Annotated in this window: 12 protein-coding genes; 9 read left to right on the forward strand and 3 right to left on the reverse strand. The window is 51.9% G+C overall.

The window, feature by feature from the left end; translation table 11 throughout:
* The first annotated feature begins 64 nt into the window (after nucleotides 1-64).
* Genes Hfont_RS00960 through Hfont_RS00970 form a run of 3 tightly spaced genes read left to right on the forward strand, consistent with a single transcriptional unit; the run spans nucleotide 65 to nucleotide 6,022 of the window.
* Nucleotides 65-3,175, forward strand: a complete 3,111-nt coding sequence (locus Hfont_RS00960; protein WP_112990391.1) for a type I restriction endonuclease subunit R — start codon at nucleotides 65-67, stop codon at nucleotides 3,173-3,175.
* Entirely contained in the window at nucleotides 3,169-4,806 is a 1,638-nt protein-coding gene (locus tag Hfont_RS00965; protein WP_112990392.1) for an HsdM family class I SAM-dependent methyltransferase, read from the forward strand. Before Hfont_RS00960 ends, Hfont_RS00965 begins: the two co-directional genes overlap by 7 nt.
* The gene (locus Hfont_RS00970) at nucleotides 4,799-6,022 is read left to right on the forward strand and encodes a restriction endonuclease subunit S (RefSeq protein WP_112990393.1); all 1,224 of its coding nucleotides are present in this window, start codon (nucleotides 4,799-4,801) and stop codon (nucleotides 6,020-6,022) included. The genes Hfont_RS00965 and Hfont_RS00970 overlap by 8 nt, the downstream gene beginning before the upstream one ends.
* Before the next feature lie 105 nt (nucleotides 6,023-6,127).
* Here the strand turns inward: Hfont_RS00970 and gyrB are convergent, their stop codons facing one another.
* The 3 genes from gyrB to dnaA form a co-directional block, all read right to left on the reverse strand.
* Complete coding sequence (gene gyrB / locus Hfont_RS00975; RefSeq protein WP_112990394.1) at nucleotides 6,128-8,635, reverse strand: DNA topoisomerase (ATP-hydrolyzing) subunit B; 2,508 nt, start codon at nucleotides 8,633-8,635, stop codon at nucleotides 6,128-6,130.
* A 353-nt stretch (nucleotides 8,636-8,988) separates the two neighbouring features.
* The gene (gene dnaN / locus Hfont_RS00980; protein ID WP_112990395.1) at nucleotides 8,989-10,095 is read right to left on the reverse strand and encodes a DNA polymerase III subunit beta; all 1,107 of its coding nucleotides are present in this window, start codon (nucleotides 10,093-10,095) and stop codon (nucleotides 8,989-8,991) included.
* Nucleotides 10,096-10,492: 397 nt separating this feature from the next.
* Nucleotides 10,493-11,875 (reverse strand): chromosomal replication initiator protein DnaA, encoded by a 1,383-nt coding sequence (gene dnaA, locus Hfont_RS00985; RefSeq protein WP_112990396.1) that lies wholly within the window; start codon nucleotides 11,873-11,875, stop codon nucleotides 10,493-10,495.
* Between the two features lie 343 nt (nucleotides 11,876-12,218).
* On the opposite strand from dnaA, the gene rpmH reads away from it, so the two are divergent.
* The 6 genes from rpmH to Hfont_RS01015 all read left to right on the forward strand — a co-directional run bounded on the left by rpmH (nucleotide 12,219) and on the right by Hfont_RS01015 (nucleotide 18,666).
* A complete protein-coding gene (gene rpmH, locus Hfont_RS00990; protein WP_011872825.1) occupies nucleotides 12,219-12,353 on the forward strand; it encodes a 50S ribosomal protein L34 in 135 nt (44 codons plus the stop codon).
* 9 nt (nucleotides 12,354-12,362) lie between these two features.
* On the forward strand, nucleotides 12,363-12,773 hold the full coding sequence (locus Hfont_RS00995; RefSeq protein WP_112990397.1) for a ribonuclease P protein component: 411 nt from the start codon (nucleotides 12,363-12,365) through the stop codon (nucleotides 12,771-12,773).
* Entirely contained in the window at nucleotides 12,770-13,036 is a 267-nt protein-coding gene (yidD, locus tag Hfont_RS01000) for a membrane protein insertion efficiency factor YidD (protein ID WP_112990398.1), read from the forward strand. The genes Hfont_RS00995 and yidD overlap by 4 nt, the downstream gene beginning before the upstream one ends.
* An 18-nt stretch (nucleotides 13,037-13,054) precedes the next feature.
* Nucleotides 13,055-14,764 (forward strand): membrane protein insertase YidC, encoded by a 1,710-nt coding sequence (gene yidC / locus Hfont_RS01005; RefSeq protein ID WP_112990399.1) that lies wholly within the window; start codon nucleotides 13,055-13,057, stop codon nucleotides 14,762-14,764.
* Nucleotides 14,765-14,870: 106 nt separating this feature from the next.
* Entirely contained in the window at nucleotides 14,871-16,271 is a 1,401-nt protein-coding gene (gene mnmE, locus Hfont_RS01010; RefSeq protein ID WP_112990400.1) for a tRNA uridine-5-carboxymethylaminomethyl(34) synthesis GTPase MnmE, read from the forward strand.
* 166 nt (nucleotides 16,272-16,437) lie between these two features.
* Nucleotides 16,438-18,666 carry an NADP-dependent isocitrate dehydrogenase gene (locus Hfont_RS01015; RefSeq protein WP_112990401.1) on the forward strand — a complete coding sequence of 743 codons (2,229 nt, stop codon included), beginning with the start codon at nucleotides 16,438-16,440 and terminating at the stop codon, nucleotides 18,664-18,666.
* The last annotated feature ends 94 nt before the right edge of the window (nucleotides 18,667-18,760 follow it).

The raw sequence follows: 18,760 nt of genomic DNA on the forward strand, positions 1-18,760 counted from the left end.
CGGTGGCTCCGCCGATCAATCGAGCGGCACAAGCCAACAATAAAAATGAGAAAGATCAAGCCCAATGGTTTTTAGCGAAGACTCGCGAGTCAAAATTCCCTGCATTCTGCATTTAGTGCGACTTGGTTACAGCTATCTTTCTCTAAAAGATGCCATTTTGGATGAGGAAAACAATATTTTTCCGGATCTTTTTCGAGCTTCAATTGCTCGAATCAACCCGGGTATAGAAGCCGATGAGATCACCCGTCTACTGGTCGACACCAAGCTTCTACTGGAAAATGAAGACCTCGGAAAAGCTTTCTACGAAAAACTCATTGAACGCTCAGGAGTCCGTCTGATCGACTTCGCTGACTTTGACAATAACAGCTTCCATGTCGTTACCGAGCTGACCTACAAGAACGGTGATGATGAGTTTCGGCCTGACATCACGTTGCTCATCAACGGTATGCCACTTGCCTTCATCGAGGTCAAAAAACCCCATAATCGCGAAGGCGTACTAGCCGAGCGCAACCGCATCATCACGCGTAGCCGGAACCCGCGCTTCCGTCGTTTCATAAACATCACCCAGTTGATGGTCTTCTCCAACAACATGGAGTACGACGATGGCTCACCACATCCAATCGAAGGCGCGTTTTATGCCAGCCCGTCGTATGACTCTCCAGTCTTTAACTATTTCCGCGAAGAAGAAACACTGGATCTTGCAAATCTGCTAGCAGATGAGAACGACATCATCGAGAACGAGGTGCTGCGCGACAACAACCTCAATGTCATCAAACACAGCCCGGAATTTCTCAGCAATAAATCACCCGATGCGCCGACTAACCGTATATGTACTTCACTGTTCAGTAGAGACAGGCTGGCCTTTCTCTTGCGATTTTCACTCGCCTATGTGAATGAGTCGGAGGGTCTGCAAAAGCACGTTATGCGTTACCCACAGCTCTTTGCTACTAAGGCCATCGAGCGCAAGCTTGATGCGGGCATACGCAAAGGCATCATCTGGCATACGCAGGGTAGCGGCAAAACCGCACTTGCCTACTACAACACTCGCTTTCTCACTGACTACTTCCAGCGGAGAGGCATAGTCCCGAAGTTCTACTTCATCGTTGACCGGCTCGATCTACTCACCCAAGCACAGCATGAGTTTGCAGGCCGTGGTTTGGTAGTACATACCATCGACAGTCGCGAAGCTTTCTCCCGCGACATTAAAACCACGCAGGTAATACACAACCACACTGGCAAGCCCGAAATCACAGTGGTCAACATCCAGAAATTCCAAGATGACCCCGACATAGTGCGCGCTGAGGACTACGACGTCAGTATCCAACGCGTCTATTTTCTTGATGAAGTACACCGCAGCTACAACCCAAAAGGGAGCTTTCTCGCTAATCTCAGCCAATCTGACCGCGATGCCATCAAGATCGGTCTGACTGGCACACCGCTGCTGGGTGACGACTACAACTCCCGCGCACTGTTTGGCGATTACATCCACAAGTACTACTACAACGCCTCCATCGCTGATGGCTACACCTTGCGCCTCATTCGCGAAGAAATCGCCACCAACTATAAGCTCACGTTGCAAGAGGCGCTCGCCGCTGTAGAGCTGCAGCAAGGGGATATCGACCGCAATCTAATTTACGCACACCCGAAGTTTGTTGAGCCCATGCTCGATTACATCGTGCGTGATTTCGAAAAAAGCCGAAGCGCACTGGGTGATGTCAGCATCGGCGGCATGGTCATCTGCGACAGCGCCGAGCAGGCGCGACAGATGTTCGAAATTTTCAACATTGTCTACGCAGCCCGACCCGTGTCCGTCTATTCAGCACAGGATTCAGCCCAAGAATTAATCGCCGCTGCGCAGCCTGAAAGTTATGCAGCCCGCACACTGTTAGATAACCGAGCCAAAAGTGCCGCCCTGATCCTGCACGACGTGGGTAGCAAGGATGAGCGCAAACAATGGGTTGAAGACTTCAAGGCCGGCAAGATCGACCTGCTGTTCGTCTACAACATGCTGCTCACCGGCTTTGACGCCAAGCGCCTCAAAAAACTCTACCTTGGCAGGGTCATCCGTTCGCACAACCTTCTGCAAGCGCTAACCCGCGTGAACCGGACCTACAAGGATTTTCGCTACGGCTATGTCGTCGATTTCGCCGATATCCGCAAGGAGTTCGATGCCACCAATAAGGCATATTTTGATGAACTGCAAGCTGAGCTAGGCGACGAAGTCGAACATTACTCAAACTTGTTTAAATCCACAGAAGAGATCGCTCAAGAAATCGAAGCGATCAAGGATATTCTATTCACCTTCAACATCGAAAACGCTGAAGTCTTCTCACAACAGATTAGTCAAATACAAGATCGTGCCACGGTGCTAGCGCTTAAGAAAGCATTAGCCGATGCACGTAGCCTATACAACCTGATCCGCCTGCAGGGTGACGACGGTTTGTTGCAACAACTCGACTTTCAAAAACTTAACCAACTCTATCGAGAAACTAGCAATCACCTCGATCTGCTGAATCTCAAAGAAAGCATTGAGTCCAGCACAGACTCCAGCAATCTACTCAACATCGCGCTAGAAGATGTGCTCTTCATGTTTACCAAAATTCGGGAAGAAGAGCTGGTACTGGCGGATACTCTAAAGAGCACTCTGCGAAAGACGCGCGAAGCGCTCGCTGACAACTTTGATCCGCAGGATCCCAAGTTCGTAACCCTCAGAGAAGAACTAGAGCGACTCTTTAAAAAAAAGAAGCTGAACGAAGTCAGTCAGGAAGAAATGACTGCTAACATTGGCACGCTCAATGCAATTCACGACAAAATCAAAGAGCTAAACCGTCAGAACAATCAACTTCGCGCCAAATATCGGGGTGATGCCAAATACACTCGCATACACAAGCGGCTGTTGGAGCACGGCACACTCACCCAAACAGAGCGCCGCCTCTTCGAAGCTCTCACTGGCGTCAAGCAACGGGCCGATGAGCATGTGCTGCAAAACACCCGATTACTTGATAATGAAAAATACTTCGAGCGGATGATGCAGCCCATCGTGATGGACGAGTTCGAGAGTGGCCAAAAGATTAACCTTAACCTTGATGCCGCCGACGCCATCAACCATTTAGTAGTAGCCGAATACATGAATGAATTTGCCTCAGGCAACCGAACAGGAGTAGCACTTTGGTAACGCAGGATTTCGAAAAACGAACCCGGGATTTGATCGACAGTCTCAAGGCTATCTGCGCCGCCTATGGCCTCGGTAACGACGGCAACGAATTTAAGATCATCACCCAGGTTTTTCTCTATAAATTTCTAAACGACAAATTCGCGTTTGAAGCCAAGAAAATCCGACCCGCACTGGCGAAGGTTGATAAATGGGAACAGGCTCTTGCCAGCCTAAGTGCAGATGAATATGGGAAATTACTACGACGGATGGGACCGGAAACCGCTCGCCTGAAACCCGAGCACTTCATTGCCCATCTGTGGAATCGTCAAACCACACCGGAATTTGCCAAGCTTTTTGACGACACCTTGCGTGATATCGCCATCAGCAACAACGACATCTTCGCTGTCAAAACTGATGGCGGCACGAAAATCACTCTGTTTGACCGCGTCAGTGAATTCATTACCGATTCGTCCAAACGTGATGCCTTCTGCCGCGCCGTCATCAACAAACTAGGCGACTTCAGCTTCGAACGCATCTTTGACGAGAAATACGACTTCTACGCTGCTCTTTTTGAGTATCTAATCAAGGACTACAACAAAGACAGCGGCGGAAAATACGCTGAGTACTATACGCCGCATGCCGTGGCCAAGATCATGGCCGCCATTCTGGTGCCAGATAACCGGCGCGGCAAAGTCAGCAATGTGAGCTGTTACGACCCTTCGGCCGGCTCCGGCACGCTTTTGATGAATATTGCGCACGCTATCGGCGAGCAACGCTGCAGCATCTACTCGCAGGACATCTCGCAAAAGTCCTCCAGCCTGCTACGTCTGAACCTGATTCTCAACAATCTGGTGCACTCCATCCCCAACATCATCCAGGGCAACACCATGCTCCACCCCTACCACCGGGAAGGCAAGGCGCTCAAGAAGTTTGATTACATCGTCAGTAATCCGCCATTCAAGATGGATTTCTCAGATTTTAAGAAGGAACTGGATACCAAAGAGCATCGGGAGCGCTTCTTTGCAGGAGTGCCCAATATTCCGAAGCAGGCGGTGGGCAAAATGGCCATCTACCAACTCTTTATGCAGCACATCATTTATTCCTTGAAGCCCGGCGGTAAAGCGGCGGTGGTGGTCCCTACAGGCTTCATTACGGCACAAAGCGGTATTGACAAACGCATACGCCAGCATCTTGTTGATAACAAGATGCTGGCTGGCGTAGTCTCTATGCCCAGCAACATTTTCGCCACCACCGGCACCAACGTCTCCATCTTGTTTATCGACGCCGCCAACAAAGCTGATGTGGTGCTGATCGATGCATCCGGCCTTGGCACCAAGGTCAAGGACGGCAAGAACCAGAAAACGCTACTTTCCACCGAGGAAGAAGATCGCATCATCGCTACCTTCAATGCCAAGCTGGCGATGGAGAATTTCTCGATAGCAGTGAGTTACGAGGAGATCGCCGCCAAGAATTACTCCTTGAGCGCCGGGCAGTATTTCGAAGTGAAGATCGAATACAGCGATCTAACACCAGCGCAGTTTGCCGCGAAGATGCAGGGGTTCAACAAACGACTGAATACCCTTTTCAAGGAGTCAGCGGCGCTGGAACAGGAAATCAAAAAACAGTTAGCGGGAGTGGCTCTGAATGAGTAACTTGCTTACCACCATCGGGAGTATCGCTGATATTTTTGATGGCCCGCACGCAACGCCCCTTAAAACTGGTATCGGCCCGTTTTTCTTGAGCATTTCTAGTCTGGAAAACGGACGACTTGACCTATCCAAATCGGCTCACCTTGGAGAAGAAGATTTTAAGAAATGGGCAAAGCGAGTCACTCCACGAAAGGGTGATCTGCTGTTTTCTTATGAAACTCGATTGGGCGAATCAGCCCTGATGCCTGGTGGTATCAGGGCATGTTTGGGCCGTCGCATGGGGTTGCTGCGACCTCGGTCAGACAAGGTAATTCCTGAGTACCTTCTCTACGCATATCTATCTCCAGCATTTCAGCAAACCATTGTTGCCAATACCATCACAGGCGCCACTGTTAATCGAATTGCGCTGAATGAGATGCCTAATTTCCCGATACGGATACCAGGATTAGAAGAGCAAAAGAAAGTCGCAGGGTTGCTTAAGGATCTCGATGCCATGATCGACTGCAACAACAGCATCAACTCCGAACTGGAGGCGATGGCCAAGACGCTGTACGGCTACTGGTTCGTGCAGTTCAACTTTCCCGACGCCAACGGCAAACCCTACAAATCCAACGGCGGCAAGATGGTCTACAACTCCACGCTGAATCGCGAGATCCCGGCGGGCTGGAAAGATAAGCAGTTGAGCCAAATAGCAAACATCACGATGGGAACCTCACCTTCAGGCGACTCCTTGAATAACTCTGGCGACGGAGTCGAATTTTTTCAAGGTTCCACTGACTTTGGCTGGCAATTTCCTACTGTGCGTCAGTACACAACTCAGCCTGCGCGAATGGCAAAGCGCGGTGACATTCTGTTGAGTGTTCGCGCACCGGTTGGGGACTTAAATGTTGCACATATTGATTGTTGCATTGGGCGTGGCTTGGCTGCACTGAACAGTCGAGACGGATTTGACGGTTTTTTGTTTTACGTGATGCAGTATCTCAAGACGATATTTGATCGGCGAAACGGTGAGGGGACCACATTTGGTTCGATTACAAAGGATGATTTGCATTCTTTGCCACTAGCTTACCCGCCCTCTGATTTGCTGAAGAAATACAATGACATTGTGTCTAGATACAACCAGATGATCTTTACTCGAAGCATGGGAAACCAGAAACTCGCCCAACTTCGTGACTGGCTCTTGCCTCTACTGATGAATGGCCAAGTAACGGTGAAGTGATGCTAATTCTGGTTTAAGAGCTTCCCGCCTAGAAAACAAAAAAGACCTTTACGAGGTCTTTTTTGTTTATGTGTGAATGTTTCAAATATTCCAAGGCCTACATCATCAAATATCAATATTCCCAGCAGACAGCGCATTCAATTCAATAAACGCACGGCGTGGTTCGACGTCGTCGCCCATCAATGTGGTGAAGATCTGATCAGCTGCAATCGCGTCTTCGATCTGAACTTTTAACAAGCGGCGCACGGTTGGGTCCATGGTTGTTTCCCACAGTTGTTCTGGGTTCATTTCGCCCAGACCTTTGTAGCGTTGCTTGCCGACGTTGCGTTCTGCTTCGCTGCGCAGCCAGTTCATCGCTTGATGGAAATCGCTGACGCCGATTGTTTTGACTTTCTCGCCGGTGCCACGTTGGACCATTGCGCCTGCGCCGATCAAACCCTTGAAGGTTGCAGCAGCGTTGGCCAGTACCGTGTAGTCCGGGCCGGTGACGAAGTCGGCGTCGATGGCGCTGACTTTGACGTTGCCGTGGTACATACGGTGTATGCGTAACGCATATTTGTCTGCCAGCTCGTCGTACTTGACGTGCACGGTGACCGATGGCTCGCTGATGCCGTCTTGCAAACGCTTGGCCGATGCCTCTGCTGCATCGCTGTTGCTGAGGTCTAGCGTAACGCCGGTCATGATGGCAGTGAGTGCTGCGCCATCGACTGCGCGTGTGAGGCGGTTGATGATGGCGTTGGCAGTGTTGTATTGACGAACCAGCTCGGACAATGCGTCGCCGCTGATTGGCGCTGCGCCTTCTGACGGGATCAGGACGGCATCGTTCAATGCGATCTGCATCATGTAGATGGCTTCTTCCACGTCATCCTTCAGATAACGTTCGTCCTTACCGTGCTTGACCTTGTACAGCGGCGGTTGCGCGATGTAGACGTGGCCGCGCTCGACCAGTTGCGGCATCTGGCGATACAGCAGCGTGAGCAGCAGGGTGCGGATGTGGGCGCCGTCGACGTCAGCATCGGTCATGATGATGATGCGGTGATAACGCAGCTTCTCGATATTGAATTCTTCCGCGCCTATGCTGGTGCCTAGCGTGGCGATCAGTGTGGTGATTTGTTCGCTGGCGAGCATTTTTTCGAAACGGGCTTTTTCGACGTTGAGGACTTTACCGCGCAGTGGCAGGATCGCTTGAAACTTGCGGTCGCGACCTTGCTTGGCGGAGCCGCCCGCGGAGTCACCTTCGACTACGTAGAGTTCGCAGAGTGCTGGATCTTTTTCCTGGCAATCGGCCAGCTTGGCGGACAAGCCGAGGCCGTCCATCACGCCTTTGCGACGGGTGAGATCGCGCGCCTTGCGTGCTGCTTCGCGCGCACGTGCGGCTTCAACGATCTTGCCGCAAATGATCTTGGCGTCGTTTGGTTTTTCTTGCAGATAGTCGGCAAGAGTTTTGGCGACGATCTCTTCCACCGGGCCGCGTACTTCGCTCGATACGAGTTTGTCTTTGGTCTGCGAGCTGAATTTTGGTTCAGGTACTTTGACGGACAAGACGCAGGTCAGGCCTTCGCGCATGTCGTCGCCGGTGACTTCGACTTTGGCTTTTTTGGCGAACTCGTGTTCTTCAATGTATTTGTTGATGACGCGCGTCATCGCGGCGCGCAGGCCGGTCAGATGCGTGCCGCCGTCGCGTTGCGGAATGTTGTTGGTGAAGCAGAGCACTTGTTCGTTGTAGGCGTCGTTCCATTGCATGGAGACGTCAACGGTGATGTTGGTGTTCTGGTCCGACATACGTTCACCAGTTGCCTGGAAAATCGTCGGGTGCAACACGCTCTTGGCTTTGTTGATGTATTCAACGAAGCCACGAGTGCCGCCTTCAAACGCAAATACTTCTTCCTTGCCGGTACGCTGGTCGCTCAATTTGATGTTGACGCCATTGTTGAGAAAGGACAGTTCGCGAATACGTTTTGCCAGAATGTCGTAGTGGAATTCGACATTGGTAAAAATTTCTTCATCGGCCCAGAAGTGAACTTCGGTGCCTCGCTTGTCGGTTTCGCCGACGACTTTGATTGGCGAGACGACGTGACCATCGATGGTTTCGATTTCGCGATTCTGTGGCACGCCACGGACGAATTCCATCTCGTGCTTTTTACCATCGCGACGAATTGTCAGCTTCAACAGTTTGGACAAACCGTTAACGCAAGACACGCCGACGCCATGCAAACCGCCAGAGACTTTGTATGAGTTTTGATCGAACTTGCCGCCTGCGTGCAGTTCGGTCATGACGATTTCTGCCGCGCTGCGTTTAGGCTCGTGCTTGTCGTCCCACTTGATACCGGTCGGAATGCCGCGGCCGTTATCGGTAACGGAAATCGAATTGTCGGAGTGGATGGTGACGTGGATCTCGGTGCAATGACCGGCCAGCGATTCATCGATGGAGTTGTCCAGCACTTCAAACACGCAGTGATGCAGACCGGTGCCGTCCGAGGTGTCGCCGATGTACATGCCCGGGCGTTTGCGCACGGCTTCCAGACCTTCAAGAATCTGGATGGACGATGCGCCGTATGACGCGGAAAGCGTGGATGGCGATTGCGGGGTGTTGTCGTTCGGGATCGCGGACATGGCTACCTTTAAAAAACGGTTACTTGATTACTGCGCAAAACGAGGGGTCTTTATGTCGCTGCTCGGCTTTCGACGGCGGGGGACAAACTGGCTTGCGCGGATGAATGCGCTGGCTTGGCCTCTTACTCATGTTGCGAATGACTACTGCTGCTTTTTACTTCTAATCCTGATATTGCTGGTTCTAAATTCCTGTGAACACGGTGCGTGTTGATGAGAATTACTTAAGATGGCTGATGATGCGTGGCCGCTCTTATTTTGAACCTTTTATTGCTCTTTTGCATATGGGGGCAAAGCGCTGATTTTAAAGCGTTTTGCCCCGTTTTTATGGCTGCTGATACTGGTCAAATTCCAGATCAAATACGCATCGGCATGACGACGTATTTGAAGTCTGCATTGTCCGGCACCGTGATCAATGCGGATGAATTGGCATCACCCAAAGCGATGTTGATGCTGTCGCCTTTGAGGTTGTTCAATACATCCAGCAGATAGGTCACGTTGAAGCCGATATCGACGCTATCGCCGCCGTAATCGATTTCGATTTCTTCGACTGCTTCTTCCTGGTCGGCATTGGTGGAGCTGATCTTCATGCTGCCTGGGCTCATGATGCAACGCACACCTTTGAACTTGTCGGACGTCATGATCGCAGCGCGTTGCAGCGAACGCAGCAAGGCATCGCGGCCGATCGTGAAATTGTTCTTGTAACCCTTAGGTACGACGCGGGTGTAATCCGGGAACTTGCCTTCAACCAGTTTGGAGATCAGTTCGATGTCGCCGAAGGTGAGCTTGACTTGGTTGTTGGCGATCTCAAGATCGACAGGCTGGTCGGTATCTTCCAGCAGGCGTTGCAATTCGATAATCGTTTTGCGCGGGATGATGACTTCCTGGCGCGCAAATTCCTGATCGGTCTCAACCTGGCAGAAGGCCAGACGGTGACCGTCGGTTGCAACTGCGATGACGTTCTTGCCATCAACGACGAGCAACAAACCATTCAGGTAATAACGAATGTCTTGCTGCGCCATCGAGAAGTGCACCATGTTGAAAAGGTGCTTCAATGTTTTTTGCGGCAGCGTAACTTTGGCGTTGTATTGCTCGGCTTGCGCAACGGTTGGGAATTCTTCCGCCGCCAGTGTTTGCAAAGCAAAACGCGACTTGCCCGATTGCACGGTCATGCGTTTGTTGGCAAGTGTCAGCGAGACGTCGCCGGAATCCGGCAGGGCGCGCAAAATGTCGAGCAGCTTGCGTGCTGCGACAGTGGTGGAAGCAACTTCGTTGCCGCTGCCGACTTGTGCGTGCGTGGTGATCTGCACTTCGATATCAGTCGACAGGAATGAAACGCGCTCGCCATCCTTGCGTATGAGGATATTGGCCAGAATCGGCAATGTGTGCCGACGCTCGACAATACCACTCACAATCTGCAGCGGACGTAGCAGCGCGTCACGTTGGGTTTTGACCAATTGCATAGTTAGATCCTTATCGATGGTTAAACGGATGCGGTATTCATTATTGCCATGCGTGTAGCAGACGTGCTGCAACTTGCTTGTTTTACTCGGCCAGCACTTGCTCAATCAGCGCTGGCTTTATTAATTAGCGATCAGCTTTCTTTTTGCGACATTTTCATCGGTGCATCACCCGTAATGGGCAGAATGAAAATGAGGCTCTTTTTACTGAATCGGCACTGATAATTAAACCTGTAAACAACAACCCGTATTTTGACAGAAAGACCCGCCTAAAAGCCGGTTCGGCGCTATTTTGTGCCGCATCTTTCTGTCTTACTACTTATTCACTTGCTATCCACAACTTATACCGAGGATATCCACAAAGTTATCCACAGGCTGATAGGCAGCGAGTTTTTGCTCATCAACCTTTTAAAGTTTGCTCCAGCACATGCAATTCATGATTGCATTCCGGACTCTTGCCACGGTCGGCGGCGATCTTGCGAACCGCGTGCAAAACCGTCGTATGGTCGCGACCGCCGAACAGTTCGCCGATTTCCGGCAAGCTCTTTTGCGTTAATTCTTTGGCAAGGTACATCGCAATCTGGCGTGGCCGCGCAATATTCGCAGGACGCTTTTTGGAGTACATATCCGCCACTTTGATATTGAAAAAATCGGCGACAGTCTTTTGAATATTTTCGACCGAAATCTGGCGGTTTTGTACAGACAGCAGATCTTTCAGTGCGTCTTTGACAACCTCAATCGTGATGTCTTTGCCGTGGAAGCGCGAATACGCAAGGATCTTGCGCAAGGCGCCTTCCAGCTCACGGACGTTGGAACGTAAATGTTTGGCAACGAAAAACGCGACGTCATCGGAGAAGGTCACGCCTTCCTGGACGGCTTTTTTAAGCAGGATCGCGACGCGCATTTCCAGCTCTGGCGGTTCGACGGCGACCGTCAAACCCGAATCGAAACGTGAAATCAGGCGGTCATCCATGCCCGAAATTTCTTTCGGATAGGTATCGCTGGTGATGATGATTTGTTTCTTTGCTGCAATCAAAGCTTCGAACGCGTAGAAGAATTCTTCCTGCGTGCGGCTCTTGCCGCCAAAGAATTGAATGTCGTCAATCAGCAACAGATCGAGCGAGTGGTAGTAACGCTTGAAATCGTCAAAACCCTTGCGCTGGTAAGCAGTCACTACGTCACGAACGTACTGTTCTGCGTGGATGTAGCGAATCTTGACGTTGGGATTGTCAGCCAGAACCTGATTGCCGATGGCGTGAATCAAATGGGTTTTACCCAGACCGACACCGCCATATAAGAACAGCGGGTTATACGAACTACCAGGATTATTCGCCACCTGGATCGCGGCAGCGCGTGCCAATTGATTAGCTTTACCAGTAACGAAACTGTCAAATGTCAGCGCTGTATTAATACGGCTTTGATCGCGACGCGGTGTGTGGTCGGTGGCGTTGGACGGAATCGGCTCCAGCACATTGGACGGCACTTCGTCGGATTGACTTGGCGCAACACTGGATTGCGAAGCCGGCTTCTTGGCCACATTCAAACGCGGGTCGAGTACAAACTGGACATCGACCGGCTCTTCCCAAAACTGGGCGGCGAGGCTGGTGATACGGCTGGCGAACTGGGTTTTGACCCAATCCAGCTTGAAACGATTCGGCGCGGCAATCCGCAAGGTACCGTCCTCGTAATCGAGCGGCGCCAGTGGTTTGATCCACGCACTATATTGTTGAGGCGTCAACTCCTGCTCCAACTGGGCGGAGCAGGTCTGCCAGAAATTTTCCATTGAATCGTCTACTTGAATTGGTACAGGGGTATTGCGTTGCTGCCCTTGGGTGGTCTATTTATATGCCTGGTGGCATGCCACGCGTTGGCCTATTCTAACCCGAGCGGCCAGAGTTATCCACAGGCCTGGCGCTTATTTCATCAAGTAATTATCAGGCAACAAAGCGGCGCAATTGCGCTAAGTGATTGACAGGGAAGCGGAAAATGCTGTCTAATTCAGGGTTCACTACCCAGGGTGTTGGTATTTGTGTTGTCGCCGTACGGCTCAGCATGCACCAGCTGCCAGAGATTTGGCGATGGGCGCGTGACTTCCGATTTATTATTTGCTGATTAGCGAGACCAACATGAAACGTACTTACCAACCTTCCGTCGTACGCCGCAAGCGCACCCATGGCTTCCGTGTCCGTATGGCAACCCGCGGTGGCCGCGCTGTGCTTAACGCACGCCGCGCCAAAGGCCGCAAACGCCTCGCTGCTTAAGCGAATGGCGTGACCGGCGATCGTTCGCTCGACTTTGCACGCGATCGGCGGATCGTTAAAACGGATGAATTTTCATCCGTTTTTCGTTTGCGACCCGTGTATCGTACCGCGCATTTCGTACTTTATACGCGTGCTACCGATTTGCCGCACGCCCGTTTGGGCGTGGTCGCTGCCAAACGCCTCGCGCCTCGCGCCGTGACGCGCAATACGATCAAACGCGTGACGCGTGAACTGTTTCGACAAACGGCATTGCCGTCCATCGATTGCATCGTTCGCCTGTCGCACTCTGTCAATACGAAAAAAGGGCCTGCCACCACGGCCAGCCTGAAAGTCGCATTGAGAGAAGAATTAACACGACTGTTTGCTTCACAAAACCGGCCTCAGAATTTGACGCCGACTTTGCCGGAAGGGCAAAAATGAAGACCATCCTGTTATTACTGGTACGCGCTTATCAGTTGGGCATCAGCCCCTTCCTCGGGCAGAATTGCCGCTTTTATCCAAGCTGCTCCGCTTATGCCATGGAAGCCATTGGCGAGTATGGCGCCTTGAAGGGCAGCTTTATGGCGACCAAACGTCTGTGCAAATGTCATCCGTGGCATCCCGGCGGCCATGATCCGGTGCCAAAAAAATCGTCATCCGAAAAAACTACTTCTACAACCGCTTGCGGTTGCGGCCATTCCTGATTACTGATTAAGACACTTATGGATATCAAACGTACCGTCCTGTGGGTTATTTTCTCGTTCTCGTTGTTGATGCTGTGGGATAACTACAATCGTTATACCGGCAAGCCATCGATTTTCTTCGATAACAAAACCACACAACAAGCCGCGACACCTGCAGCTGCGGGCGACAATGCCGCCAAGCCTGCCGCCGATGTACCAACCGCTACCACTGCAACAACGAGTGGCGCGAACAGCACTGGCGTACCGACCGGTGGCGTTGCACCATCCAAAAGTGAAGTGATCACTATCACTACCGATCTGATCAAGGTCGATATCGATACCGCCGGCGGTGAAGTTCGTCGTCTGGAATTGTTGAAGCATCACGAAAGCAGCAACAACAGCCAGAACGTTGTGCTGTTCGACGTCAATGATCAACACACTTACCTCGGCCAAACCGGCTTGATCGGTGGCGCATATCCAAATCACAAATCACTGTTCACCGCTGTACCAGGTGCGCGCACACTGGATAACGCTGATCAAGTGCAATTGGTTTTGCAGTCCGAGCAACAAGGCGTCAAGCTGATCAAAACGTTCACCTTCAAACGTGGTGAATACAAGGTCGATGTCAAACATGATGTCGTCAATAACACCAATGCACCGATCAACCCATCGCTGTACATGCAATTGGTACACGACGGCACTGCACACGCCGGCGGCTCGATGTTCATGGCTTCGACCTTTACTGGCCCAGCAATTTACACCGATACCGACAAGTTCCAGAAAGTCACTTTCGAGTCGATCGAAAAAGGCAAGGACGAACACGCATTGAAAGGCGACAGCGGCTGGATCGCGCTGGTGCAGCATTACTTTGTTTCGGCATTCGTACCTGCAGACAAAGCACCGCGCGAATACTTCACCAAGAAGCTGGCGACCAATCTGTATGCAGTCGGCACCATCCTGCCTATCGGCACAGTGGCACCGGGCGCAACGGCTTCGATGGACGCTACGCTGTACTCAGGTCCGCAAGAATCGAAACGCCTGGAAGCAGTTGCTCCCGGCTTTGAATTGGTCAAAGACTATGGCTGGTTGACGATTATCGCTAAACCGATTTTCTGGTTGATGATTCAGATTCATCAAATCCTCGGCAACTGGGGTTGGACCATTATCGTTCTGACGATTGTCATCAAGCTCGCGTTCTTCCCATTGTCGGCAGCAGGTTATCGCAGCATGGCGAAGATGAAGCTAGTCACGCCTAAGATGACCGACATCCGTACCCGCTTCAAAGGCGATCCGCAAAAAATGAATGCGGCGATGATGGAGCTGTACAAGAAAGAGAAGATCAATCCTATCGGCGGTTGCTTCCCGATGATCGTGCAAATCCCGGTCTTCATTTCGCTGTACTGGGTCTTGCTGGCCAGCGTGGAAATCCGTAATGCATCGTGGTTGTGGGTACATGATTTGGCTTCACCGGATATTCTGTTCGGCGCATATAACATCTTCGGTTTCCATCTGACGATTGGTATCTTGCCTATCCTGATGGCGATCTCGATGTTCATTCAAACCAAGTTGAATCCGACACCTCCTGATCCGATTCAAGCTAAGGTCATGATGTGGATGCCTATTGTGTTCTCGATCATGTTCTTCTTCTTCCCGGCTGGTCTGGTGCTGTACTGGGTAGTCAACAACATCCTGTCGATCGCACAGCAATGGGTGATCAATAACAAACTCGTGGGCAAAGTCGCAAGCTAAACTCTTTGCTTCACTATCGATAACGAATTGTTGTTATCAAAAAAAGCCCGTGCAATTACACGGGCTTTTTGTTGCGCTCACCATTCAAACCGTTTATAAATTACACATGACATTTGACTCCTCCCCCATCGCAGCAATCGCGACCGCACCAGGTCGCGGCGGCATCGGCGTCGTACGCGTCTCCGGCAAAAATCTTTCCAGTGTAATGACCGCGGTATGCGGCGCAGACAAGGGCTCATCCCTGCAAGCGCGCCATGCCACGTATTTAGACTTCCTCAATACCGATGGCAGCGTCATCGATCAAGGTCTCGCGATCTACTTCAAGGCACCGCATTCGTACACCGGCGAAGATGTATTGGAGCTGCAAGGCCACGGCGGACCAGTCGTACTGCAAATGCTGCTGACACGCTGCCTTGAGGCTGGTGCGGATATCGGTTTGCGCATGGCAGAGCCGGGCGAATTTACGCACCGTGCATTCTTGAACGACAAGCTGGATCTGGCACAAGCTGAAGGTGTAATCGACTTGATCGAAGCATCGACAGAAGCCGCAGCCAAGTCGGCATCGCAATCGCTGTCGGGCGCATTCTCCAAAACCATTCAGGATCTGGTCGACAAGATCACCAACCTGCGCATGCTGGTCGAAGCGACGCTGGATTTCCCTGAAGAAGAAATCGACTTCCTGGAAAAATCCGATGCACGCGGCCAGCTCAACGGCATACGCGAAGCGTTGCAAACGGTATTCAGCCAGGCATCGCAAGGTGCATTGCTGCGCGACGGTTTGAATATCGTATTGGCCGGTCAACCGAACGTCGGCAAATCATCGTTGCTGAATGCATTGGCAGGCAGCGATATCGCCATCGTCACACCCATCGCCGGCACCACACGCGACAAAGTCATAGAGACGATACAGATCGAAGGCATCCCGGTTAACGTCATCGACACCGCCGGCATACGCGATGCCGCCGACGCCGGTGACGAAGTTGAACGCATAGGCATAGAACGCACCTGGGCCGCAGTGCAAACCGCTGACGTCATCGTGCACATGCTGGACGCCAGCCGCGGCCCGACCAGAGACGATGAAGAAATCGCTGCGCGCTTCCCGGTCAATGTACCGGTAATGCGCATCTGGAACAAAATCGATTTGTCCGGCCATAGACCAGCCATCGATCGGATGCCGGATGCAACGCACATCTATTTGTCTGCCACCGATTTACTCGGCATGGATTTATTGCGTGGCGAGTTGCTGCACCTGGTCGGCTGGCAGCAAACCGGTGAGTCCTTGTATATGGCGCGTGAACGTCATCTGATTGCATTGAAGTCGGCACACGACCATCTGGAAATGGCCGCACAACATGCAGCACACGATAGCGAAGCAACCGATCCTGCGCTCGATTTATTCGCAGAAGAATTACGACTGGCGCAAGATCGCTTGAGCAGCATCACCGGTGAATTTACATCGGATGATTTGCTGGGTGTGATTTTCAGTCGCTTCTGCATCGGCAAGTAATCCTGTTTTAAAAACGTCCGCTGTTGAAATTTCTGCTTTTGAAACGCTCGTGCAGATAGTCAATTTGCCGGGCTTTTTCCGCAACAAAAACTCAATGTGGCAATCGATAGTAGACTTGCCGGTTGCCACATTGATTTCCCCTTACACCGCCACGTAGCTCAAGACCATGTCCATAAATTCGAAAATCATTTATACCCTCACTGACGAAGCGCCTGCGCTGGCGACTTATTCCTTGCTGCCTATCGTCGAAGCTTTCACCCGCTCATCCGGCATCGCGGTGGAAACGCGCGACATTTCTTTGGCGGCTCGCATCCTTGCAGCCTTCCCCGACTTCCTCGACGACAAGCAAAAGATTGCACCGGCATTGGCCGAACTCGGCGAACTGGCGACCACGCCGGAAGCCAACATCATCAAGCTGCCAAACATCAGTGCATCGATTCCGCAATTGAAAGCGGCCATCAAGGAATTGCAGCAACAAGGCTACAAGTTGCCTGAGTATCCGGACGATGCGCAAACCGATGCAGAGCGCGATGCCAAAGCGCGTTACGACAAGATCAAGGGCAGTGCGGTTAACCCTGTCCTGCGTGAAGGTAACTCCGATCGCCGCGCGCCACTGTCGGTAAAAAATTATGCACGCAAGCATCCGCACAAGATGGGTGCCTGGTCGGCCGATTCCAAAACGCATGTCGCACACATGGATAGCGGCGATTTTTACGGCAGTGAAAAATCAGCACTGATCGCCGCAGCCGGCAATGTGAAGATTGAACTGACAGCAGCCGATGGCAGCAAAACTGTGTTGAAAGAAAAGACTGCAGTCCAGGCCGGCGAGATCATCGATGCAGCAGTATTGAGCCGCCATGCATTGCGTACCTTCCTCGCAGCGCAGATCGCCGATGCGAAGGCGAAGAACGTATTGTTCTCGGTGCATCTGAAAGCCACGATGATGAAGGTATCCGACCCTATCATTTTCGGTCAGGTTGTCGCGGTGTACTACGAAGATGTATTGAGCAAGTATGCAGATGCGTTGAAAGAGGTCGGCTTCGATCCAAACAACGGCATCGGCGATTTGTACGCGCGCATCACGACTCTGCCTGCCGATACGCAGGCTGCAATAGCAGCAGATATTCAAGCGCTGTATGCACGCAGTGCACCGCTGGCGATGGTGAACTCTGATAAGGGCATCACCAATTTGCACGTGCCTAGCGATGTGATCGTCGACGCATCGATGCCGGCGATGATTCGCGATTCCGGCAAGATGTGGAACACCGCTGGCGAACTGCAAGATACCAAGGCGGTGATCCCTGATCGCTGCTACGCCGGCATTTATCAAGTCGTCATCGACGATTGCAAACAACACGGTCCTTTCGATCCGGTCACGATGGGCAGTGTGCCTAACGTCGGCTTGATGGCACAAGCGGCTGAAGAATACGGTTCGCACGACAAGACCTTCCAGATCGCTGTTGACGGCGTAGTGCGTGTCAGCGATGCCAGCGGCAAAGTATTGATCGAACAAAAAGTCGAAGCAGGCGATCTGTTCCGCATGTGCCAGACCAAGGACGCTTCAATTCAGGATTGGGTCAAACTCGCGGTCAATCGCGCACGCGCAACCGGCACACCGACAGTATTCTGGCTGGATGCACAACGCGCGCACGATGCGCAAATCATCGCCAAGGTGAATGTCTATTTGAAAGACCACGACACTGCCGGACTCGATCTACGCATTTTGTCGCCGGTCGATGCGACGCGCTTCACGCTGGAACGCATACGCGCCGGCAAGGATACGATCTCGGTAACCGGCAATGTGTTGCGCGATTACCTGACGGATTTGTTCCCGATTCTGGAACTGGGCACCAGCGCGAAGATGTTGTCCATCGTGCCTTTGATGGCGGGTGGTGGTTTGTTTGAAACCGGTGCCGGCGGTTCTGCACCTAAGCACGTGCAGCAATTTGTTGAAGAAGATTTCCTGCGTTGGGATTCTCTGGGTGAATTCATGGCGCTGGCTGCATCGCTGGAACACCTCGGCCAGGTCAACAAAAATGCCAAAGCATTGGTGTTGGCAAAAGCGCTGGATCAGGCAACCGGTAAATTCCTCGATACCGACAAATCACCAGCGCGCAAAGTTGGCGGCCTGGATAATCGCGGCAGCCACTTTTACCTCGCGCTGTACTGGGCGCAAGCCTTGGCCGAGCAAACCGAAGATGCGGCATTGCAGGCACACTTCAAGACACCGGCAAAAGCGCTGTCCGACAATGAGGCAGCAATCGTGGCTGAATTGAAAGCGGCGCAGGGCAAGGCTGTTGATATCGGCGGTTACTATCATCCGGACACCACCAAAACCAGCCAGGCTATGCGCCCTAGCAAAACCCTGAACCAGGTGCTGGACACTATCCTTTGATGTAAGAGCCGTTATGCAAAACCTTAGGTAAGATTTGGTGTGTGCATAGGCCAACGCAATAAAAAGCCCTGCTATACGGAAACGTAAGCGGGGC

Origin of the sequence: Herminiimonas fonticola, from assembly GCF_003293745.1 — a bacterium.
In the GTDB taxonomy this organism is placed as follows: domain Bacteria; phylum Pseudomonadota; class Gammaproteobacteria; order Burkholderiales; family Burkholderiaceae_D; genus Oxalicibacterium; species Oxalicibacterium fonticola.

What these genes read in the sequence shown, in the direction of transcription:
- yidC (WP_112990399.1), top strand. Translation starts at nt 13,055, where the DNA reads ATGGATATCAAACGTACCGTCCTGTGGGTTATTTTCTCGTTCTCGTTG.
- rpmH (WP_011872825.1), top strand. Translation starts at nt 12,219, where the DNA reads ATGAAACGTACTTACCAACCTTCCGTCGTACGCCGCAAGCGCACCCAT.
- yidD (WP_112990398.1), top strand. Translation starts at nt 12,770, where the DNA reads ATGAAGACCATCCTGTTATTACTGGTACGCGCTTATCAGTTGGGCATC.
- dnaA (WP_112990396.1), bottom strand. Translation starts at nt 11,875, where the DNA reads ATGGAAAATTTCTGGCAGACCTGCTCCGCCCAGTTGGAGCAGGAGTTG.
- Hfont_RS00970 (WP_112990393.1), top strand. Translation starts at nt 4,799, where the DNA reads ATGAGTAACTTGCTTACCACCATCGGGAGTATCGCTGATATTTTTGAT.
- gyrB (WP_112990394.1), bottom strand. Translation starts at nt 8,635, where the DNA reads ATGTCCGCGATCCCGAACGACAACACCCCGCAATCGCCATCCACGCTT.
- dnaN (WP_112990395.1), bottom strand. Translation starts at nt 10,095, where the DNA reads ATGCAATTGGTCAAAACCCAACGTGACGCGCTGCTACGTCCGCTGCAG.
- Hfont_RS00960 (WP_112990391.1), top strand. Translation starts at nt 65, where the DNA reads ATGGTTTTTAGCGAAGACTCGCGAGTCAAAATTCCCTGCATTCTGCAT.
- Hfont_RS01015 (WP_112990401.1), top strand. Translation starts at nt 16,438, where the DNA reads ATGTCCATAAATTCGAAAATCATTTATACCCTCACTGACGAAGCGCCT.
- mnmE (WP_112990400.1), top strand. Translation starts at nt 14,871, where the DNA reads ATGACATTTGACTCCTCCCCCATCGCAGCAATCGCGACCGCACCAGGT.